Origin of the sequence: Pleionea sp. CnH1-48 (assembly GCF_024124665.1) — a bacterium.
Lineage (GTDB): Bacteria > Pseudomonadota > Gammaproteobacteria > Enterobacterales > Kangiellaceae > JAMXSB01.
In genome coordinates, this window is record NZ_JAMXSB010000007.1 from 151,115 (window position 1) to 170,749 (window position 19,635).

Sequence of the window (19,635 nt, forward strand, 5' to 3'; positions counted from 1 at the left end):
TATCTCGATTCATTGATTAGTGTTTTTTAAATCACATTACAGGCGATAACTTTCGTTTTGAAAGGAACAGAAACATGACTATCGAAAAAAGATTTGGAGATTTAATTTTAACCTTTACTGATCAGTATGAGTTGCGTTGGAATGACAAAGGCAGTGGCGCTCATTCAGATGGCGCTTACTGGCATCCAGTTCCTCCTAAAGGCTTTCATGCGCTAGGTAGCGTTGGTGTCAACAACTATAATGATATTAACAACAAGCAAGCCAGCATTTGTGTTAAAGCAGCAACGGATGATGCACTTAAGCCTCCGGTAAGCTACGACTTAATTTGGGCTGACCATGGCTCGGGTGCTGATCGTGACGGTTCTTGCTGGCGCCCCGTTCCGCCAGAAGGCTATGTAGCTTTGGGAGATGTTTTTGTTAATGGATACGATAATCCATCACAGCTAGATATTATGTGTGTTCGAAAAGATCTGACTCAACGAGCCGTTATTGGCAGCGAAATTTGGGCTGATCATGGCTCGGGTGCCGATAAAGATATTGATACTTTTGAAGTCATTGCACCCGCTCTGGATGTTGACACTAAAAAAGGTTTCTTCAGCGTCAATTCTATCGTGGCTAACAATCACTACTCCAAGCCAACGGATGCGCCAGAAATCAATTGTTTAAACCTTCCTTTCCCTGTTGAGGAGTTAAACGATCCTAATGCGCCAACGTTAAACAGTTATAACATGCCACCTACTTATTCGGGCAAAACAATTGATCGAATTGTGGCAGTGCCATTTACAGCGATTTGCGACGAAGCCTATTCTTTAGAATGGAAAGTTCAAAACTCACCATTTTATTACGTAGAAAGGCAGATCGCTTATCATCGTGAATTGTTTAACCACAATCAAACCAGTGTTCCACAAACAGTGAGCAAAACAGTGACTACAGGTGTCACAGAAACCAACTCAGAAACCTTCTCTCGCACAACCGGGATCTCGGTGACAGCAGAAAGTGGCGTTAGCTTTTTAGGAACCGGCGGCAAAGTATCAGCGACTGTTTCTGTTGAGCTTGGTTGGGAAACTTCACGCAGTGTGGCGGAATTTAAACAAGACAGTGTACTCAAACAATTAGTCACACCGGTTGATAAAGCCTCTGCTTTATGGGCTATATCCTATACCTTAATGGTGGCACGAGAAAATAACACTTATCTTGCAGATCAAATGGTATTCGATGTGGACTCGTTTGTTGAGAGTGAGTATCCAAGCTAGTCGGCAATATAGTTATCCGTGTTTCCTGTCTTATTGATGGGAGACACGGTTATTATAACCTTGTTTACTTACCTGCTCGAATCAGTCCACCTAATCCTTTAGATTCGATTTTCTCAAATAGATAAGCGTGAATATCTTTTGCCCGTTCCATTTTTAATACTTCTTCAAGGCACTCTTTGGCTTCTTTCTGGCTGATGTTATTAATAATCTTTTTGACCTTAGGCAAGCTGCGAGCATTCATGCTGAGTCCTTTAAAACCTAAACCAACCAGTAAAATAGTTGCAATGGGATCGCCAGCCATCTCTCCACAAATATAGTTGGGCGTATTGTTTTCGTCACAAGCATCGCATATTTGTTTAAGCGCCATAATAAGAGCCGGTTGAAAATTACTAAATAGCGAAGAGACTTGCGCATTGTTTCTATCAACGGCCATCAAGTATTGAGTCAGATCGTTGCTACCCACCGAAATAAAATCCACGCGACTGGTAATATTGTGTATTTGATAAATAGCAGAAGGGACTTCTAAAACGATTCCAACCTGCGGTGGTTGCAATAGTTCTTTTGCTTCTGGATTTTCTTCTTGAACCTCATAGTAGGCTTGACGAATTAACCGTTGAGCAGCATCAATTTCTTCTATAGTAGAAATCATAGGTAACGCAATTCTTACCCCTTGAATACCAAAAGAAGCTTTTAAGATAGCTCTAACCTGAACCAACATAATTTCGGGATGATCTAAAGTGACACGAATACCTCGCCACCCTAAAAAGGGATTATCCTCATCAATAGGAAAATAAGGCAGCTGTTTATCACCGCCAATATCTAGCGTTCGAATAGTCACTGACTTGCCACGAAATGCTTCTAAGGCTGAACGATAAATTTGAATTTGCTCTGCTTCACTCGGAAAACGCTCTCGCAACAGAAAAGGAATTTCGGTTCGGTAAAGTCCTACGCCATCTGCCCGCGCCTGAACGCTTTTCTCAAAATCAGCCATTAGGCCAATGTTAACAAACAATGGGTAATGAACATCGTCTGTTGTAATGGATGGCTGATGAAGTTGCTGCTCTAATTCTTGAGTCAGCTTCATTTCTTCTCTGATAAGTCTTTGATATTGCTTTTCCAGAGCTTCTGAAGGCGAAAGATAAACATGGCCATTATAGCCATCAATAATTAAATGCTTGCCTTCAAAACGATGAATTGGAATATCATGAAAACCAATGACAGCAGGAATTCCTAAAGCTTTCGCAATAATTGCAGCATGTGAAGAAGGCGAGCCATGTAAAGAGACAATCCCGAGTAGATGCTCAGAGGGTATTTCCGCAAGCATGGAAGCGGTAATTTCATCTGCAACTATCACCGACTCAGAGTCGAGTGTTGGCCGTTCAGCTCTATTGTCTTCTAAATGGAGCAATACATTGCGCGCAAGATCTTTTAAATCAGATGCTCGCTCACGTAAGTAAGGATCATCCATCGACTCAAAAACGCCCACATGTTTTTCTACAACTCTTCGCAGGGCACCGGGAGCCCATTGGCCTTTAGCAATCTCACCGACTACTTCATTACCTAAACTGTTATCGCTAAGCAACTTATAATAAGCATCGAATAACGCCAGTTCTTCCTGAGACACCAGATCGGTCATTCGCTCTTTCATAGTCACGACTTCATTTTGCGCAGCTCTTAAGGCCTGTTGAAATCGCTCTACCTCAAACTCAATATCCGTTATCTGTTTGTCAGGAACACTGCTTAGGTCAGCAGATGCATAGACGACAGTCGCAGCGCCAATAGCAATACCCGTTGATACTGGTAACCCCTCAAGTCGGCGCACTTCCAACCCTTGAGCTGGGCCCGAAAACAAACTCACGCTTTCGGCACTGGCAATTGCACCTGCGATCTGAGCAGATAAAGTAATCAGAAAAGTTTCTTCGTTATTAGAAAACTTACGAGAGGCTTTTTGCTGAATGACCAAAACCCCCAATACTTTGCGCTGGTGGATCACCGGAACGCCAAGAAACGAGGCAAATTGCTCTTCTCCAGCTTGAGGAAAATACAGATAGTTAGGATGCCTTGATACATCCTGCAGATTGATCGGTTCTTCTCGCTGAGCCACCAGACCAACCAACCCCTCAGTAAAACCAAGACGCACCACGCCAATGGCTTTGGGGTTTAGACCTTCAGTAGCAACCAGAGTGAATTGATGAGAATTGTAATCGGCCAGATAGACTGAGCAAACTTCAACTTTAAGAACGGAGCACACCTGCTGCACCATGATACGCAATGACTCCTGCATATCACTGGCCAAGTTGACTTCTTGGGTAATATGCCGCAGGTGTTCAAGCAAAAATTAGTTCCTCCGCTGATGATGCCTTCGTCGAGCCCGCCGTTGACGACGATACTTCTGTTGTTCATGTACGATAGGAAGCAACTCTAGCAGAGCACTTCGATAAACATCGCGCTTAAAGGCAACCACCTGCCGCAGCGGATACCAATACCCCACCCACATGAAATCATCAAACTCAGGGTGGTTTGTCACATCAAAGTCGATATGACCATCGTCTGTTACTAATTTTAGCAGAAACCACTTCTGCTTCTGTCCAATGCATAAGGGCACGCTATCGTGCCGGACATAACGACTAGGAAGGCGATACTTCAACCAGCTTTTTGTCGATCCCAGTATCTTGACGTCCTGACGTCGTAAACCTGTCTCTTCCCTCAACTCTCGAAATAACGCATCTTCAGGAGTCTCTCCTGCATCAACGCCACCTTGTGGAAACTGCCAAGAATTTTGTCCGGCTCTGCGAGTCCAAAGCAACTGACCAGAATCATTACAGATGATTATGCCTACATTGGCACGAAATCCTTCTGAATCAATCACTTATAAACACCAATTAAATTTTATTTGAATCCATTCAACCACACTTACCGAGATTCGGCAACGCTATTGCGCACTTTTCTTAATAAAAGTGCAGGATTCATGACATATCTATTAAGTGTAGCCTTATTTTTATCTTACTGTTTGATAATTCAACAAACCTTTGCGGTAACCGGGAATATCAGATAACATCTCGTTAAGGTATTGTTGTCATGTTCACTTGGATGGTCAGTAAAACATCCGGTATGATTGAGATACCCATTCTTCTTAATGACCTGAATAAGGAATGCAGTACAGGAGAGGAAAATTTTGATGGATAAATACTTTTCTTATTTTTGTATCAGTTTGCTACTTGGCGGTTGGCTAACCAGTGCGCGTGCCGCAGATGATGTTATGCAGCAAAAAGCCGCGGCTTATAGTATGTCGATACTGTTTAAACCCTTAGTTGAGAAATGTGACACCCGACTAAAAGACAGTCAAAAACGCTACACCAAAGCCTTCCAGCAATGGCAGCTAGAAAGCAGAGGGCTATTGCTCGATGCAGAACAAATTGCTTTCGCCATGCTGCGCCAGACTCAACAAGAGCCCATCTCTTTTTATCAGCAACAAAAAAAATTACTGCTGGACTGGTTTGATGGACAGGATGATGCTGCCATCAAACAACGATGTGATCAAATGCTCAACTCGATGCAGGTGAAATAAGAAAGGAATACGCCGAATGATGTCTAATCGCCTTGCTCTCCTTCCTATGCGACATCAGTTGCCCATCCAGGCGCACATATTACCGCTGTGGATTCTTGGAGCAGGGTTGTTATTAATTCTGATCGAACAGTTATCAGCTTCTCACAGCTACAGCGGTTACAGCGGCAACTCGCTTTACGCATTATTGGCAATTACCAGTTATTATCTTTTGAGCATTATGGGTGAACGCCAAAAATGGTTTCGCTACCTACTCCTGCTGGCGATTAATATCTCAATATACGCCACTACCTACAGTCTCTATAGCTATCACTTTGATCCCTTTTTTAATCCATTTCCTTATTACTTACTGCAAGCCTTCAACTTTATTTGCTTAATACTGTCTTACTGGGAAATAAGACAAGGTATTCGCTTTAAAAAATGAACCGTATTTTCCTTCTATTGCTGGCACTGACTCTGAGTGTTGTATCTTATGCTCAGTACCCGCCCTCTTCACAATCTTTGGTAAAAGCAGCACTCGCACGAACCCATCAGCAGGTCACCTACGATGGGCGCTATCTTTCTATCCCTTATCCTAATGGTGATGTTCCCGCTAATATTGGCGTGTGTACCGATGTGGTGATCCGCAGTTATCGGCAACTGGGTATCGATCTGCAACAAAAAGTGCATGAAGATATGAAAGCGAACTTTAAGCACTATCCTTCAAAGAGAATATGGGGACTTACACGTCCCGACAGTAATATCGATCATCGACGCGTTCCTAATTTGCGCACTTTCTTCTCTCGTCACGGACAAAGCCTGGCTGTCAGCCAGCAAGCCGCTAGTTATCAGCCGGGCGATCTCGTTACCTGGATGTTGCCAGGCAATCTGCCTCATATAGGCATAGTCACTAACCAGCGCTCAAGTGATGGATTGCGTCCTCTTATTGTTCATAATATTGGTGCAGGCCCAAAGCTGGATGACATGTTATTTGACTATAAGATCACTGGGCACTATCGCTATTTGCCAGCCTCCCAAACGCATCCTTAAGTTTTTCATTCACTCATTTCCTGACATAATGATGTCTCGACTTGTTCTTAACACAACCACAATATGCCGTTAGTTACGCCGCCACAATCCATTGATGAGCTGATGAAGCGAGCTGAGTCTCTTGCAGGATTTAGCTTGGGGCAACTGGCACAAAGATATCAGTCATCCATGCCTGATAATCTGTTGCTCGAAAAAGGCTGGGTAGGACAATTTATTGAGTTTCTTCTTGGTGCTTATTCTGGCTCTTTGCCCGAACCTGATTTTCCCAACCTTGGAATAGAGCTAAAGACACTCCCTGTTGATCAACATGGACGCCCCTGGGAATCTACCTACGTGAGTGTTCTCCCTTTGCACGATACCTTAAATGAGCAATGGGATACTTCCGTCGTTAAAAAGAAATTATCGTGTGTGTTGTGGTTTCCTATTGTGACCGACAAAGGTACACCACCCGAACAGCGTATCGCTGGAATGCCTTTGCTATGGCGCCCCGATCAGGAACAGTGGAATATCTTGCGCCAAGACTGGGAAGAAGCCATGGAAAAAGTCACCTTAGGAAAACTGGGAGAGCTGAATGCTCGATTCGGACAAGCTTTGCAAATCCGCCCCAAGGCTGCCAACTCAAGAGTCTTAACCGATGCCATTGGGCCAGAAGGAAGCGTTGTGAAAACGCTTCCTCGAGGTTTTTATTTAAGACGTAATTTTACCGAAGAGATTTTGCAAAAGTTCTATCAACTTTGACGAGACGATTGTTCTAACTTTTGGCTCATCAGCTGAATATCTTTACGTAATGCGATGACCTCATCGTGCAACGCTTGACGCTCATCATGCGCATCTTTAATGGCTTTTTTATCTGTTTTGCCCTGCTCCTGCTCATGTCGCGTTTGCATGGCATTAACCACCACAGCAATAAATAAATTGAGCATGGTGAAAGTAGCAATCAAAATAAAGGGCACAAAAAACATCCAGGCCATTGGCTGCTTTTCCATGACCGGACGCACAATACCCATCGACCAACTTTCAAGCGTCATGATCTGGAATAACGAATAAAAACTTTTCCCTAAAGTGCCAAACCATTCTGGAAAATCAGACCCGAATAGATTAGTGGCCATCACCGCAGAAACATAAAAAATCAACGACAGTAAAGCAACAATAGCTCCCATACCCGGCAATGACTGTAATAACGCAGACACAACAGAACGCATACTGGGTGCGACCGAAATGAGCCTTAATACTCGAAGCACACGTAGTGCTCGAACAACAGCAAAAGGCCCAGTTGCAGGGATCAGTGCAATAACCACAATAGTCAGATCGAAAATCCCCCAGGGGTCCTTAAAAAACTTCAATCGATAAACGAAGAGTCGAAGCACAATTTCAACAACAAAAACGGCCAAAATAATGCCATCGATCCAGCCGAGCCATGTCCCTATCGCCTGCTGAACAGTAGGCGATGTCTCTAATCCCAAAATAATCGCGTTAACAATGATCAACGCCATAATAAAGTTCTGAAAGCCCGTGGACTCAACCAAGGCTTCTAACTTTGCTTTCATAGTGCGAACTCTCTTTCTACTCAATCAATATTTAACCATTTTCGAATCTTGACTATGTTATCAACGGATTCGAATTTTTAAGCAACCTGTTAGCAAAATGCTTTTTGCTTATCCAGTTTTACAAAATAAACCCACAGCCCTAATGCCCGTGCAAACATAAAGCAGTAAAACGCAATCCAAATCCCATGATTACCCAGAGGTTGCAACAACCATAAAACAGGCACATAAACCGTTATAACAGCGATCAACATGCTATTGCGCATTTCTTTTGCCCGCGTAGCGCCAACAAAAATCCCATCTAGCCAATAGCTCCATACAGCAATAATGGGCAAGCCGATCAGATAAATCAGATACTCCTGAGCGATCTGATTCACGCTTTCTATACTTGTTAGAATGTCGATTATAGTTGTGCCGAATACTGCATAAATCAAGGCAAATAATAAACTGCATATCAATGACCAGATCCCGGCAACAACAATAGCCCCCATAAACTGGTAACGATCTTTAGCGCCAATATACTTACCCACCAGAGCCTCAACAGCATGGGCAAAACCATCCAGTCCATAAGATAACAACAATACAAAATTCATCAGTACAGCATTAGCAGCCAGTACGTCATCGCCTAATTTTGCACCGTTAGCGGTCATTAGATAAAACACCAACTCCAATGCCAGAGTTCGTATAAATATGTCTCGATTAAGATTCAACAATGCTTGCAAAGCACTCTTGCGAATCAGATCCAACCATCGCTCAACGACAGGATGACGGCGCAATAATCGCGCAATATAAAAGCCGCCGATTAACAGTCCAAGATAGTCGGCAATTAAGCTGGCCCAGGCGACTCCGGCAACGCCCATATCCAATCCAATAACAAAAACCAGATCAAGAGCAATATTGGTGATGTTAGTAACCAATAAGATATATAAAGGAACGCGGGCATTTTGCATTCCCAACAACCAGCCAATAAAGACATAGCGCAACAGCATAGCCGGAATGGCCCAGATGCGAATATCAAAATACACCTGCCCCAATTCTTTAACTGCCTGACTGCCATCGATAAAGTAAATCGCTACCAGCCAGATCAAGGTGTGACAGGCCAACACCACTGCACTAATGCCTAATGCCAGCAGACAGGCATTTAGCAATACTCGACGAATATCCTGATTATCTTGCGCGCCAAACGCCTGCGCAGCAAACCCTGTGGTTCCCATACGCAAGAAACCCATAGCCCATAGAATCATGGTCACAATGAGCGAACCGACTGCCGTTGCGCCAAGATAATGTGACTCATCAAGATGACCGATCACCGCTGTATCCACCAATCCCGTTAACGGAACAGTAAGATTCGACAAGATCATCGGAATCGCCAGGCGAAAAGTTTGCTGATGCAATGCAGGGTTACGCCAATAGGGTGTCATCATGTACCAAGATCTGTTGTTCTACCGACAGGGCAAGAAAGTCGCCATTGTAATCATCCACAACCGATACGTCAGCTCTCTTTTTTTATCTATATCCGTCGCCTTTCAAGGTGCAGCGGAGTTGGCTGCACGCACTCACCCCAATCACTTGGTCTATCTAAGTTCAGGGGATTCACTTGCTGGCCACCTAGCTGCACCTTGAAATTCTTTGGGTATAACTGGCGGCAACTCCCAATATTGATGGGGATTTGGACTAACCTTATTGATAAGTACTGACATTTCAAAACGGAGATATGGCTGCCAATAAAGTTGCTCATTTATTCGCCGATAACATAACAAAGGCCAATAACTCTCAAGCGAGAAAAACCACGGCTATCGAAACGAGGCCGATACCATCAAAGGAAGTTCAGTGAACTATTCGACCATTATTGGAGTATTAGCCGGCATTCTTGTTGTTAGCCTGGTTATCGCAGCAAGCTCAACGAATGCAGCTGCTTTTATTAACTTACCGGGACTGGGCATTGTTGTTGGGGGAACCTTTGCTGCCACCATGGTCAGTTATCCCATGCCCGAGTTTAAACGTCTCTTTAAATTGATTGGCATTGTGGTACGAGAACCTAAAGTAGATGCAAAGCATCAGGTTGAAGAAATCGAAACCTTGGCAAGGATGTGGTTCCGAGACGATTTTCGCGGCGTAGAGTCGCACATGACCCGTCTTAACAATACCTTTCTAAAAACGGGCCTTCAGCTCATTGTTGATAAAACCCCTTTGCCTGACATCCTTGATCTCATGCATTGGCGTATCACCCGGTTAAGAGCGCAAGAACACTCAGAGGCCAATATGTTTCGGGCTATGGCCTCATTTGCTCCCGCCTTTGGCATGTTGGGCACGCTTATTGGTCTGATCAATATGTTACCGCAAATGGGCAGCGGTAATCTGAGTGAAATGGGCATTCAGCTTGCTATTGCGCTGGTTACCACTTTTTACGGCTTACTGTTGTCTAATCTGGTGTTCAAACCCATCGCTATCAAACTTGAGAGACGCACGGAACGCAGAATTATGCTGATGACCATGGTACTGGAAGGTATCAGCCTGATGAGCCAGAAGCGAACTCCAGGGTTTATCCGCGCGACTCTGGATTCATTTATCGCCCAGCACGACAACGAGCTTTATGATGCCAAGAGCAATGCCAATAACCTTGATCTACACCAAGATCCGCGGATGTCTGGCTTTGGCGCACGAGAAGAAAATTAATGATAACCCCACCCGATTCTAGACAAGGCCCATTGCAGCAAAGCCTACTGCCAGCCCAGAATCATCTAGGAGATGAAAACTGGATGATGTCTTACCTTGATGTCTTTATTTTGCTCTCGATGATGTTTATCGTCCTGTTGGCACTATCCGATGATACCCCAACCCCCGCACAGGCTGAGCTAACCCAATCAGACATAATACAAGAAGAACAGCAATCGGCTCTCCAGGAAGCACCAGCGACAGCGCGCCCAACCCCTAAACAAACACCTCAATCAACGACGTTGGAGCATTGGCAAGAACAGGTCCATCAGGTATTAGACAGTCTCAAATTAAAAGACGATATTGCCCTCTCGTTAGAAGACGAGTTTGTAAAATTGCAAATTCAAGATCGCATGCTATTCGATTCGGCCAAAGCAGAAATAAAGCCAGAGGGACGTGGTGTCCTGCTAAAACTGGTGCCGCTGTTTGAAATGGCAGAAGGTGTTATTCTGGTAGAAGGACACACGGACAATATTCCCATTGGAACCAGCACCTATCCTTCTAACTGGGAACTAGGGGCAGCTCGCGCCAGCAGCGTGGTAAATTATCTGGCCAGCCAGGGAATGGAACAATCTCGCTTTCGCGCCATCAGCTATGCCGATACTAAACCTTTGGCTTTAAACAACACCGAAGAGAATCGTCAGAAAAACAGACGGGTTGCGTTACTACTGCGAATGCCAGATCAGGAATAAGGAAAGGGAAACAGCCCTAATGAGCAAACTGCTTCATAATGCGGCTTTTGGCTTTCTCATAGTCTTCACGAGAAATCCACCCCTGCTCCATCAAATTACGATGCAGGCGGGTTTCTTCAGCAAAGAAGGGTGAAGAAGCTGGAAGCGTGTTTTTTTCGATGCTTTCTTTTAAGCGCCCGACAAAATCATTTAACCCATCAGAGCATTGGCAACGATGTGACAACGACAACAAGGGCGCTTTGCCAGAACGAGAATAAAAGAAAGAGACTTCTCGACACGACACATAATAGTTAATAAACAACAGCAGCCCTAAAATCCCCGTACCAGCGGCAAGCCAATAGTCGCCTAGCATCACTCCAATACCAATAGCCGCAAAACCCGTTAACAATGAACCGAGGAAGGTCACCCAGGAAGAACGGCGAATTTTTTTGGGCTTAGATTCTAACAAACCAACATGAAAAGCCGTCGTACAAGGGTCTTCTTTCTCCTGTTTATCACAGCGCTCAATTTCCAGAAAACACTCGTTAAACAGGCGATAGTGATATTCATGGCGAGAAAATTTGGGATTTAGTGTGTATTCCACAGAAACATGACGTTCCTCTCCTTCGGGAGGAGTGAGTTGACGTTCAGCCTGAACGGGACTTTCAAGAACGATATCTTCGACCATGTTGGAGACACACTTTAATTACGTAAACTAACTGACAGTCGACTGCTTTTTTGTACAATTATTATACACAACAATTGCATAAAGTAAGCAAACTCCAAGAAGACTTTGCTATCAAAACAGCCGACTATAGACTGCTAACAGTAACCCATTTCTAAGTATTTTACTGTGATCAATCTCATACTTCGCTTACCACCAAAGTATGCAAGCACTCACACACAGCAAAGAGATTGCTATTACTGCTTCTTATTCTTAGCGAATAACTCATCACTACCCGCACCACAAGCAATGATGCTCTTCATCATTCTTTCGACACTGGCATCTGGGTAGAGTTCCACTTGCTCAGGGGGAACATGATAAATGTTACCAGATGTTGGATTGGGGCCTGTGGGCATAAACACGGTATAAGTGCCGTCTTCATGGCGCGAGGTAACAATAACGGTCACCGTCGTATTACATTCAAGCCCAAAGAGTTTTACACGAGCCACTTCACCACGAGCAAAAGGAGAGCTATCGGAATCGCCAAAGAACTGTCCAACAATCTCTTTGATTATCCGATATCCTGGAGCCAGTCTTGTAAGATAGTGGTCAAAATGACTATGCACCCAGCGACCAACGCTTGTTGAGATAATGGTTCCAACCAGAAAACAAAATACAACAATGACGCTTATTACTAACATATCCGCAATGACTTCGGGCACCGAATACTGAGTAAGAAGATAATCAGTTAGCGGCTGAATTAAGTCTGTAACGAAATAAAATGCCCAGCGTAATACAAAGCCCAGAATCACTAATGGCAACAACACCAAGATGCCACCCAGTAGTGATTTACGAGTAAAATTGCGTAACTTTTCCATCGATACCTCAAATAGTTTCCCAACAAAAAAGCGCCTCTTGTCCCAATACAGGATCACAAGGCGTTATTGTAAAAGTCAGGATTGGTGTGATTTTCTTACGGAGAATAAAACCTTCGCTCGCGATTACTACTCCAGCGAAGGCTTCGATACACAACAAAGAAATAGAACTGGGACCTGTTACTCTTTCATTGATGATCTCTGCCAAAACTCTTTTTTTGATCGGCAAGGCTGAATGAGCGCCATGTAATTATTCTACTTAGGCGAAGCTCTAATGTAGCCGAGTGAAAAATGGGATTGGCCTTAGTTCACTTCGATATCGACCATCAAATCATTGGCAATGCCTTCCAATGCCTGCTGTAAATCGCTCAACTCGACAGCTTCTGGCAAATGCACTTCGAGACTGGCTTTAAATAAACTACCACCAGACATAGGCGCTGCTTCTACCGCAGACTCCAACTTTTCTACATTTGCGTTCAGGGATTTCAGACACTGCGATATCTCATGGATAATACCGGGTTTGTCGTTACCCACCAAAGTCACCTGAGCATTGGCAGTCAAAGGCTCGATGTCACAAGCTTCTGCTTTCAACTCCAGTCCGGCGAGTTTAAACTCATTAAAAGCAGTGATGGCATCGTTCAGCTGGGCTTTTTCAAATTCGCATAAGACCAGGCCAACGAATCGGCCTCCCAAATGACTCAATCGACTCTCTAGCCAGTTTCCTTGATTAGCTTTCACCAATTCTGCAATAGACTCGACCAGCCCGGGCTCGTCATTGCCAAATACATGAACTAATACTTTCGCCTTCATAAAACGGTATTCCTCATTTTTGTCATCACAGGCTTTAACCCAATATACCCAAAGTACTTCAAAATGCAGGTAGGCGGCCAGCATCCTCTGAGCTTGGATGCTCCAAGTGAACGGCGCACAGCCAACACCGCTGCACCTTGAAAGGCGACGGGTATAGATCTTTTTATTAAGCCTACACTATCAATGATACAATATAAAAATATTACTTTTAGTCGGCAGCTTAATGCCGAGTCTTACTCTTTATATCACTGGAATTGCCGATGAGCTTAGCGCGATTAGTCTTAAAAAAGAACGAAGAAAAACGCATAAAAGGCGGACATTTATGGATTTTTAGTAACGAGGTTGATACACAAAAATCACCGCTAAAATCTTTTCAGACAGGCCAACAAGTATTGATAGAAAGCGCCAGTGGTCAAAAACTCGGGACTGGCTATATCAATCCGCAAACCTTATTGTGCGCTCGTATTGTCAGTCGTGATCCTAAACTGCAACTGGATCGTTCACTACTGGTCCACAAACTCAATATTGCTCAATCACTGCGCGAACGTTGCTTCGATAAGCCCTTTTATCGACTTTGTTATGGAGAAAGCGACGGCTTGCCAGGACTGATCGTTGACCGCTACAACGAACATCTGGTCGTTCAAATTACAACGGCAGGTATGGAGCAACACAAAGAAGCCATCGTCGATGCCTTGTGTAAAGTCGTCAAACCCACATCCATTTTGTTGCGCAACGACTCCTCAGCCCGCAAACAGGAAGGGTTAGATAGCTACGTTGAACAGGCGTTTGGCGAAACACCTGAGCAAATTGTTATCGAAGAAAACCAAACCCAATTCGCCATCCACCCTCATAGTGGCCAAAAGACCGGATGGTTTTATGATCATCGAATCAGTCGCAAACAAATTGCGCAGTACGCCAAAGGCAAAAAAGTCTTGGATGTGTTCAGTTACATAGGCGCTTTTGGATTACAAATGGCCACCGCTGGAGCTGAAGAAGTCTGGTGTCTTGATGCATCATCAAAAGCACTGGACGAACTGCAGTACAACGCCGAACTTAATGGCGTTGCTGATCGTTTAACAACCGTAGAGGGTGATGCTTTTACTGCGTTAGCGGCGCTAAAAGAGCAAGGAGAACGATTTGACGTGATTGTGGTGGATCCACCCGCTTTTATCAAAAAGAAGAAAGATCACAAGGCAGGATTACAGGGCTATCGAAAAATTAATGAACTCGCCATGCGTTTATTGAGCAAAGACGGTATTTTGCTTTCTGCCTCCTGCTCCATGCACTTAAAAGCTGAAGAGCTACAGGATATATTGCGCACTTCATCTCGTCATCTGGACAAACAGCTGCAAATCATTGAGCAGAATCATCAGGGGCCTGATCACCCAATCCATCCAGCTATCCCAGAAACGCGCTACATTAAAGGATTTATATCAAGAGTATTATCGGCTAGTTAAGCCAGAGCAAAGGTGGTGGCGCTCATTTGAATTAGCCGCCACCTTGCAAAGATACAGAGCAAAAAACAGGAGGCTATTCGCCCTCTGATTTAATATCCCTACCAAGCAGTTCGTAAGCCTGCTGAACTGGATCAGCCTGCTCGTGAACAATACGATAGATAGCGCGAGAAATAGGCATATCAACACCATATCGTTCAGACAATAACACGGCCTGATGCGCATTCTTTGCGCCTTCCACTACCTGGCCAATGTTTTTAATCGCTTCTTCAACTTTTTCGCCGCCACCTAATGCCAGACCAAAACGTCGATTACGCGATTGATTATCGGTACAGGTAAGAATCAGATCTCCCAATCCCGCCAAACCAATAAAGGTTTCTGACTTGCCGCCCAGCTTTAGCCCTAAACGCTGAATTTCAGCTAATCCACGAGTGATTAGCGCTGTGCGCGCATTAGCACCAAAACCTAATCCGTCGGCAATACCAGCACCAACGGCAATAACGTTCTTAAGGGCTCCACCCAGTTGAACACCCACCAAATCATCGCTGGTGTAAACGCGGAACGCATTGTTTACCAAACGTTCTACCATTTGCTGAGCAAACTCATCGCTATTGGAAGCCAGCGTGATAGCCGTTGGCATCGCTTTAGCTAGCTCGGTAGCAAAGGTAGGGCCAGACAAAACGGCCAGTGGAACCTGAGCACCCAGGGTTTCTGCTACCAGCTGATGCAAAAAGCGTCCTGTTCCTGGCTCCAGACCTTTACAGGCCCAGGCAATTCTGACGGACTCAGGAACATAAGGCTTGATAGCTTTGAGCGTTTCTGCAAAAGCACTACTAGGTACCGCTAATAGCACATCCGAAACGCCTTCAAGTGCCGCAGGCAAATCGCTATACACTTCGAGAGTCGATGGAAAGCCGGCGTCGCCAAGATAGCGCTGATTACAACGTTCTTGTTGCATCGATGCTGCTTGCTCAGAATCGCGCGCCCATAAACGTGTGGGATTGCCATTACCAGAAAGCAAAATGGCTAATGCAGTACCGAAAGAACCCGCTCCCAGTACCGCAATAGGAGAGAACTGCGTTTCTGCAGTTGTCATTAAAGATTACTCAGCGTTCTGTTGCTCAGCAGCTGCTTGAGCCATTTGAGCTTGGAATAACTCGTGGAAATTCACTGGAGCCAAGTAAATTGGAGGGAAGCCACCTTTGTTGATCAAGCTAGAGATGGTTTCACGTGCATAAGGATAAAGAACTTCTGGGCAGAAAGTGCTTAACAAATGACGTAACTGTGCATCGTCAAGGCCACGGATGCCAAATAGGCCCGCTTGCTGAACTTCTACCAAGAATGCTGTTTTTTCGCCTTGCGCAGCAGTTAATGTGATAGACAGTACCACTTCGTAGAAATCATCAGCAACTTTACGAGACTTGCTGTTCATTTCCATTTTGATTTCTGGCTTGAAGTTTTGGTCTTGGAAAACTTCAGGAACGTTAGGCGCTTCAAAAGAAACGTCTTTAGTGTATACACGCTGGATAGCAACCTGAACGCCATCTGGTGTTTCAGCTGTTGTTGCAGCGCCTTCTGGTTTAACCTCAACTTGATCTGTCATAATTCTTCTCTCTTCCTCAATTCATTAATGTCCTACATGGGACGTCATATTTTTTATTGATAAAGGCCACTGTAGCATTACCACAGCTTAACCATCGGCAGTCGCTATTTTTTCACCACTGGCAGGTTTTCACCCAACCAAGATTGAAATCCGCCCGATAGTTTGTGTGCTGTATAGTCTGCTTTTTTAAGCTGCTCACAAACTGAACCAGCTTGCATACCGTTGGCGCAGACAATGATTATGGGTTTGCTTTTGTGCTTTTCAAGTTCTTTTGAGCTAGATGTTACTTTTGACTGTGGAATATTAACGGATCCGACAATATGCCCCTTATTAAAATCGGCAATTGGACGAATATCGACCACTAAAGCATCTTCGCGATTGATCAAATGAGTAACTTCTTGAGGAACCAATGAGCGAACGCCATTGGTTAAATGCTTAATATGAGCCATAAGAAGTAATGCACAGACTACAACCCAGGCACTACTGAGTATCCAATGGTTGGATACAAATTCGATAAACTGTTCCATGACAACCTGCTGACTATTCAAATAATGGAATATCTAAGGCGCAGCATTATACACAGTAAAGATGGCCAGCGCAGTACCTTGACCATCTTCACATAGGTGCTTCCATTTTAGAGCATGGGCAGGTTAACTCACCGCCTCGACCTTTAAAGTGGCGCCATCCACATCAATCACACAAATAGCGGTGCCAGTAGGCATATCAGCCCCTTCTACCCGCCAAAAGGTGTCGTCGATCTGAATACGCCCGAAACCATTCACAATGGGCTCAGATAATGTCGCTCGTCGCCCTACTAAAGCCGCCGAACGCTGATTGAGTTTAACAGGAACTTCTGCTTCGTCCTTAGTAGGAGCAAAATAGCGCCAGGCAATAACACTGGCCAGAGACAACAACGAAAATAGAATCCATTGAAACTGCCAACTGATATCAGGAACCAGCCATTGCACCACGCCAACAACCAGTGCCGAAAAACCCGCCCACATAAAAATTGCACCAGGAGCAAACATTTCGAGCACAAAGAGCAGTAGCCCCAAGGTCATCCAATGCCAGAATTCCATCTGAGTTAACCATTCAACGATCATAAGCTGCCTCCAAATTATGACTTATTGGCCTTCATTGCGCCTTTTGCCAACTCCCCTATACCACCAATTGCTCCGATAACCGAGCTGGCTTCAAGCGGCATAAAGACAAGTTTTTCATTAGGTGCTGACGCAATGTCTTTTAGAGCATCAACATACTTTTGCGCTACGAAGTAGTTAATGGCCTGAACATCCCCCTGAGCAATCGCCTGAGAGACCATCTGAGTTGCTTTTGCTTCGGCTTGTGCCAAACGCTCTCGTGCTTCTGCCTCCAGAAAAGCCGCCTGTTTTTCACCTTCAGCTTCTCGAATAGCCGCTTCTTTTTCACCCTCAGCTTTAAGGATCTGTGAACGCTTTTCACCTTCTGCTTCAAGAATTTGCGCTCGCTTAATTCGCTCTGCTTTCATCTGCTGAGCCATTGCGTCAACCAAATCTTTCGGTGGCAGAATGTCTTTAATTTCGATACGAGTTACCTTAACCCCCCAAGGATTGGTTGCCTCATCAACAATGGTTAAGATGCGGGCATTGATTTGATCACGTTTCGACAAAGTCTCATCAAGATCCATGCTGCCTAGCACAGTACGGATATTGGTCATAACCAAGTTTTGCATGGCACGTGTCAAATCGTTTACTTCATAAACGGCTTTTGCCGCATCAATGACCTGATAAAAACAAACGGCATCAATAGTTACCGTCGCATTATCTTGAGAAATCACCTGCTGCTCAGGAATATCCAGCACCTGCTCCATCATATTGACTTTACTACCAACCGCCTCAATAACAGGCACGATAAAACGCAATCCAGGCACTAAATTACGATCAAATTTACCAAACCGGGTAATTGTATATTCATATCCCTGTGGGACCGTTTTCACTCCCAAAAAGACTAATAACAGTGCAAAACCGACTATGACATAAACTAAAATATCCACTCACTTCCCCTTAATTCAAATCGATTCAGGACAACTCTGCAGCTATCCATAACTAAACATGTCCACTTACCCTTGTCCTTTAGTTATAAATGGAACATCAATAATTTACTAACTCTGAGTACTGCAGATAGGTTTTCAATCCCGCTTTACGACTCAACAAAACCATTTCCACTCAGCACCTTAAGACAAAAACACCTAGAAATCAAAAACTTAAAAATCCTTATTCTTCCGGCAATATCGATATCCAAAGCATTTCGAAGTGCAGGTAGACGGCCAGCAAACGAATCCCCTGAGCTTAGATACACTAAGTGATTGGGGTGAGCGCGCGCAGCCAACACCGCTGCATCTTGAAAGGCGACGGGTATATTTCACATCCTCAAAATTGGGCCTAAAATGAAGCTATAAAAACATCATAATGAGACCTATCATGACTACCCAACTAATTACTAAGTCAGCGTTGGCACTGTTTTCTTACATTTTAATCATTACACTAAGCTTACCAACGTGGGCAGCAGACTCATCGCCTAAAACCCTCAACGTGCGTGGCCATATCTATATGATTACGGGACAAGGCGGTAATATCGGTGTGTCTTCAGGCGAAGACGGTCTGTTCTTAATCGACGACCAGTACGCTCCAGCAACGCCAACGATATTGCGCAGTCTTAAGAAGCTCCATCCCAACAAACCACGATACGTCATCAATACCCATTGGCATGGCGATCACACCGGAGGTAACGAAAACTTTGCTCGTGAGGGCAGTGTTGTTGTAGCTCACAAAAATGTTCGTACTCGTATGAGTCAGGAGCAACTGATTAAATTATTTCGACGTAAGGTTCCTGCCTCACCCGAAGCCGCATTGCCCATCATCACCTTTACTCAAAGCTTATCCTTATTCTTAAACGGAGAAGAAGCCGAAGTCGTGCACATGCCTCACGCGCATACTGATGGCGATGCCATTGTGTTCTTCAAAAAGTCGAACGTGGTCCATATGGGTGATATCTATTTTGCAGGCACTTTCCCCTTTATCGACACTTCTTCTGGAGGCCATATTGACGGCATGATCAGTGCTGTTTCGATGGTATTACAGCGCTCAAACCCACAAACACTCATTATTCCAGGTCACGGAAAGTTGAGTGACACAAAAACACTAGAAGACTACCTCAACATGCTTAAAGCGGCTCGCCAGGCTGTTGCCAACTCAATGACGCAAAATCAAACATTAGAGCAAGTTCAACAGCAACGACCACTCGCCGAGTTGGCCAAAGTGTGGGGCAAAGGTTTTATAAAAGAGGCCGCGTTTACCCAAATCATTTATGACAGTCTAAGCCAGTAAAAATCCACCTCCGCTAAAAATAGGACTATGCACAACCATAAAAAAATCCGATGACTTGTGATCATCGGATTTTGCTGAAAAATCAAG

At 44.5% G+C, this 19,635-nt stretch carries 22 protein-coding genes; 10 read left to right on the forward strand and 12 right to left on the reverse strand.

Annotated elements, in window-relative coordinates; all coding sequences use genetic code 11:
- Nucleotides 1–74 precede the first annotated feature (74 nt).
- Nucleotides 75–1,253: a Vps62-related protein gene (locus NH399_RS12640; RefSeq protein WP_253040595.1), complete on the forward strand. Its 1,179-nt coding sequence runs from the start codon at nt 75–77 to the stop codon at nt 1,251–1,253.
- Between the two features lie 64 nt (nt 1,254–1,317).
- On the opposite strand, the gene ptsP is transcribed toward NH399_RS12640, so the two are convergent.
- Together ptsP and rppH are read right to left on the reverse strand one after the other, a co-directional pair.
- The gene (gene ptsP, locus NH399_RS12645; RefSeq protein WP_253040596.1) at nt 1,318–3,588 is read right to left on the reverse strand and encodes a phosphoenolpyruvate--protein phosphotransferase; all 2,271 of its coding nucleotides are present in this window, start codon (nt 3,586–3,588) and stop codon (nt 1,318–1,320) included.
- A gap of 3 nt (nt 3,589–3,591) precedes the next feature.
- Nucleotides 3,592–4,122 carry an RNA pyrophosphohydrolase gene (gene rppH, locus NH399_RS12650; protein ID WP_253040597.1) on the reverse strand — a complete coding sequence of 177 codons (531 nt, stop codon included), beginning with the start codon at nt 4,120–4,122 and terminating at the stop codon, nt 3,592–3,594.
- A 309-nt stretch (nt 4,123–4,431) separates the two neighbouring features.
- Here rppH and NH399_RS12655 point away from each other — a divergent pair, with 309 nt between their 5' ends.
- The 4 genes from NH399_RS12655 (at nt 4,432) to mutH (ending at nt 6,585) form a co-directional block, all read left to right on the forward strand.
- On the forward strand, nt 4,432–4,821 hold the full coding sequence (locus NH399_RS12655) for a hypothetical protein (protein WP_253040598.1): 390 nt from the start codon (nt 4,432–4,434) through the stop codon (nt 4,819–4,821).
- 16 nt (nt 4,822–4,837) lie between these two features.
- Nucleotides 4,838–5,242 (forward strand): hypothetical protein, encoded by a 405-nt coding sequence (locus NH399_RS12660; protein WP_253040599.1) that lies wholly within the window; start codon nt 4,838–4,840, stop codon nt 5,240–5,242.
- Nucleotides 5,239–5,847 carry a DUF1287 domain-containing protein gene (locus NH399_RS12665; protein WP_253040600.1) on the forward strand — a complete coding sequence of 203 codons (609 nt, stop codon included), beginning with the start codon at nt 5,239–5,241 and terminating at the stop codon, nt 5,845–5,847. The genes NH399_RS12660 and NH399_RS12665 overlap by 4 nt, the downstream gene beginning before the upstream one ends.
- A 63-nt stretch (nt 5,848–5,910) precedes the next feature.
- Nucleotides 5,911–6,585: a DNA mismatch repair endonuclease MutH gene (gene mutH / locus NH399_RS12670; protein ID WP_253040601.1), complete on the forward strand. Its 675-nt coding sequence runs from the start codon at nt 5,911–5,913 to the stop codon at nt 6,583–6,585.
- On the opposite strand, the gene NH399_RS12675 is transcribed toward mutH, so the two are convergent.
- Both NH399_RS12675 and NH399_RS12680 read right to left on the reverse strand, forming a co-directional pair.
- A complete protein-coding gene (locus NH399_RS12675) occupies nt 6,576–7,394 on the reverse strand; it encodes an ion transporter (protein ID WP_253040602.1) in 819 nt (272 codons plus the stop codon). The two genes, mutH and NH399_RS12675, sit on opposite strands and share 10 nt — an antisense overlap.
- Nucleotides 7,395–7,483: 89 nt before the next feature.
- Nucleotides 7,484–8,815 (reverse strand): MATE family efflux transporter, encoded by a 1,332-nt coding sequence (locus NH399_RS12680; protein WP_253040603.1) that lies wholly within the window; start codon nt 8,813–8,815, stop codon nt 7,484–7,486.
- On the opposite strand from NH399_RS12680, the gene NH399_RS12685 reads away from it, so the two are divergent.
- The 3 genes from NH399_RS12685 (at nt 8,814) to NH399_RS12695 (ending at nt 10,798) form a co-directional block, all read left to right on the forward strand.
- Nucleotides 8,814–9,014, forward strand: coding sequence for a hypothetical protein (locus NH399_RS12685; RefSeq protein WP_253040604.1), 201 nt, complete (start codon nt 8,814–8,816; stop codon nt 9,012–9,014). The genes NH399_RS12680 and NH399_RS12685 overlap by 2 nt on opposite strands.
- Before the next feature lie 207 nt (nt 9,015–9,221).
- The gene (locus tag NH399_RS12690; RefSeq protein ID WP_253040605.1) at nt 9,222–10,067 is read left to right on the forward strand and encodes a MotA/TolQ/ExbB proton channel family protein; all 846 of its coding nucleotides are present in this window, start codon (nt 9,222–9,224) and stop codon (nt 10,065–10,067) included.
- Nucleotides 10,067–10,798: an OmpA family protein gene (locus NH399_RS12695; RefSeq protein WP_253040606.1), complete on the forward strand. Its 732-nt coding sequence runs from the start codon at nt 10,067–10,069 to the stop codon at nt 10,796–10,798. The genes NH399_RS12690 and NH399_RS12695 overlap by 1 nt, the downstream gene beginning before the upstream one ends.
- 16 nt (nt 10,799–10,814) lie before the next feature.
- On the opposite strand, the gene NH399_RS12700 is transcribed toward NH399_RS12695, so the two are convergent.
- The 3 genes from NH399_RS12700 to NH399_RS12710 all read right to left on the reverse strand — a co-directional run bounded on the left by NH399_RS12700 (nt 10,815) and on the right by NH399_RS12710 (nt 13,126).
- Nucleotides 10,815–11,465, reverse strand: coding sequence for a hypothetical protein (locus NH399_RS12700; RefSeq protein WP_253040607.1), 651 nt, complete (start codon nt 11,463–11,465; stop codon nt 10,815–10,817).
- 233 nt (nt 11,466–11,698) lie between these two features.
- On the reverse strand, nt 11,699–12,319 hold the full coding sequence (locus NH399_RS12705; protein WP_253040608.1) for a DUF502 domain-containing protein: 621 nt from the start codon (nt 12,317–12,319) through the stop codon (nt 11,699–11,701).
- Between the two features lie 300 nt (nt 12,320–12,619).
- A complete protein-coding gene (locus tag NH399_RS12710; RefSeq protein WP_253040609.1) occupies nt 12,620–13,126 on the reverse strand; it encodes a glycine cleavage system protein R in 507 nt (168 codons plus the stop codon).
- 260 nt (nt 13,127–13,386) lie between these two features.
- Between NH399_RS12710 and NH399_RS12715 the strand changes: the two genes are divergently transcribed.
- Complete coding sequence (locus NH399_RS12715; RefSeq protein WP_253040610.1) at nt 13,387–14,583, forward strand: class I SAM-dependent rRNA methyltransferase; 1,197 nt, start codon at nt 13,387–13,389, stop codon at nt 14,581–14,583.
- 73 nt (nt 14,584–14,656) lie between these two features.
- On the opposite strand, the gene NH399_RS12720 is transcribed toward NH399_RS12715, so the two are convergent.
- The 5 genes from NH399_RS12720 to NH399_RS12740 form a co-directional block, all read right to left on the reverse strand.
- On the reverse strand, nt 14,657–15,676 hold the full coding sequence (locus tag NH399_RS12720) for an NAD(P)H-dependent glycerol-3-phosphate dehydrogenase (RefSeq protein ID WP_253040611.1): 1,020 nt from the start codon (nt 15,674–15,676) through the stop codon (nt 14,657–14,659).
- 6 nt (nt 15,677–15,682) lie between these two features.
- Nucleotides 15,683–16,183: a protein-export chaperone SecB gene (secB, locus tag NH399_RS12725; protein WP_253040612.1), complete on the reverse strand. Its 501-nt coding sequence runs from the start codon at nt 16,181–16,183 to the stop codon at nt 15,683–15,685.
- 104 nt (nt 16,184–16,287) lie between these two features.
- Entirely contained in the window at nt 16,288–16,710 is a 423-nt protein-coding gene (locus tag NH399_RS12730) for a rhodanese-like domain-containing protein (protein WP_253040613.1), read from the reverse strand.
- Nucleotides 16,711–16,833: 123 nt separating this feature from the next.
- Nucleotides 16,834–17,286 (reverse strand): NfeD family protein, encoded by a 453-nt coding sequence (locus NH399_RS12735; RefSeq protein ID WP_253040614.1) that lies wholly within the window; start codon nt 17,284–17,286, stop codon nt 16,834–16,836.
- A gap of 14 nt (nt 17,287–17,300) precedes the next feature.
- Nucleotides 17,301–18,215, reverse strand: coding sequence for an SPFH domain-containing protein (locus tag NH399_RS12740; RefSeq protein ID WP_253040615.1), 915 nt, complete (start codon nt 18,213–18,215; stop codon nt 17,301–17,303).
- Nucleotides 18,216–18,642: 427 nt separating this feature from the next.
- Between NH399_RS12740 and NH399_RS12745 the strand changes: the two genes are divergently transcribed.
- Nucleotides 18,643–19,548 (forward strand): MBL fold metallo-hydrolase, encoded by a 906-nt coding sequence (locus NH399_RS12745; protein WP_253040616.1) that lies wholly within the window; start codon nt 18,643–18,645, stop codon nt 19,546–19,548.
- Nucleotides 19,549–19,635 lie beyond the last annotated feature (87 nt).

Excerpts from the sequence above, each read along its gene's own strand:
- NH399_RS12640 (WP_253040595.1), top strand. The coding sequence starts at position 75 with ATGACTATCGAAAAAAGATTTGGAGATTTAATTTTAACCTTTACTGAT.
- NH399_RS12655 (WP_253040598.1), top strand. The coding sequence starts at position 4,432 with ATGGATAAATACTTTTCTTATTTTTGTATCAGTTTGCTACTTGGCGGT.
- NH399_RS12660 (WP_253040599.1), top strand. The coding sequence starts at position 4,838 with ATGATGTCTAATCGCCTTGCTCTCCTTCCTATGCGACATCAGTTGCCC.
- NH399_RS12665 (WP_253040600.1), top strand. The coding sequence starts at position 5,239 with ATGAACCGTATTTTCCTTCTATTGCTGGCACTGACTCTGAGTGTTGTA.
- mutH (WP_253040601.1), top strand. The coding sequence starts at position 5,911 with ATGCCGTTAGTTACGCCGCCACAATCCATTGATGAGCTGATGAAGCGA.
- NH399_RS12675 (WP_253040602.1), bottom strand. The coding sequence starts at position 7,394 with ATGAAAGCAAAGTTAGAAGCCTTGGTTGAGTCCACGGGCTTTCAGAAC.
- NH399_RS12685 (WP_253040604.1), top strand. The coding sequence starts at position 8,814 with ATGTACCAAGATCTGTTGTTCTACCGACAGGGCAAGAAAGTCGCCATT.
- NH399_RS12680 (WP_253040603.1), bottom strand. The coding sequence starts at position 8,815 with ATGATGACACCCTATTGGCGTAACCCTGCATTGCATCAGCAAACTTTT.
- NH399_RS12695 (WP_253040606.1), top strand. The coding sequence starts at position 10,067 with ATGATAACCCCACCCGATTCTAGACAAGGCCCATTGCAGCAAAGCCTA.
- NH399_RS12700 (WP_253040607.1), bottom strand. The coding sequence starts at position 11,465 with ATGGTCGAAGATATCGTTCTTGAAAGTCCCGTTCAGGCTGAACGTCAA.
- NH399_RS12705 (WP_253040608.1), bottom strand. The coding sequence starts at position 12,319 with ATGGAAAAGTTACGCAATTTTACTCGTAAATCACTACTGGGTGGCATC.
- NH399_RS12710 (WP_253040609.1), bottom strand. The coding sequence starts at position 13,126 with ATGAAGGCGAAAGTATTAGTTCATGTATTTGGCAATGACGAGCCCGGG.
- NH399_RS12715 (WP_253040610.1), top strand. The coding sequence starts at position 13,387 with ATGAGCTTAGCGCGATTAGTCTTAAAAAAGAACGAAGAAAAACGCATA.
- NH399_RS12720 (WP_253040611.1), bottom strand. The coding sequence starts at position 15,676 with ATGACAACTGCAGAAACGCAGTTCTCTCCTATTGCGGTACTGGGAGCG.
- secB (WP_253040612.1), bottom strand. The coding sequence starts at position 16,183 with ATGACAGATCAAGTTGAGGTTAAACCAGAAGGCGCTGCAACAACAGCT.
- NH399_RS12730 (WP_253040613.1), bottom strand. The coding sequence starts at position 16,710 with ATGGAACAGTTTATCGAATTTGTATCCAACCATTGGATACTCAGTAGT.
- NH399_RS12735 (WP_253040614.1), bottom strand. The coding sequence starts at position 17,286 with ATGATCGTTGAATGGTTAACTCAGATGGAATTCTGGCATTGGATGACC.
- NH399_RS12745 (WP_253040616.1), top strand. The coding sequence starts at position 18,643 with ATGACTACCCAACTAATTACTAAGTCAGCGTTGGCACTGTTTTCTTAC.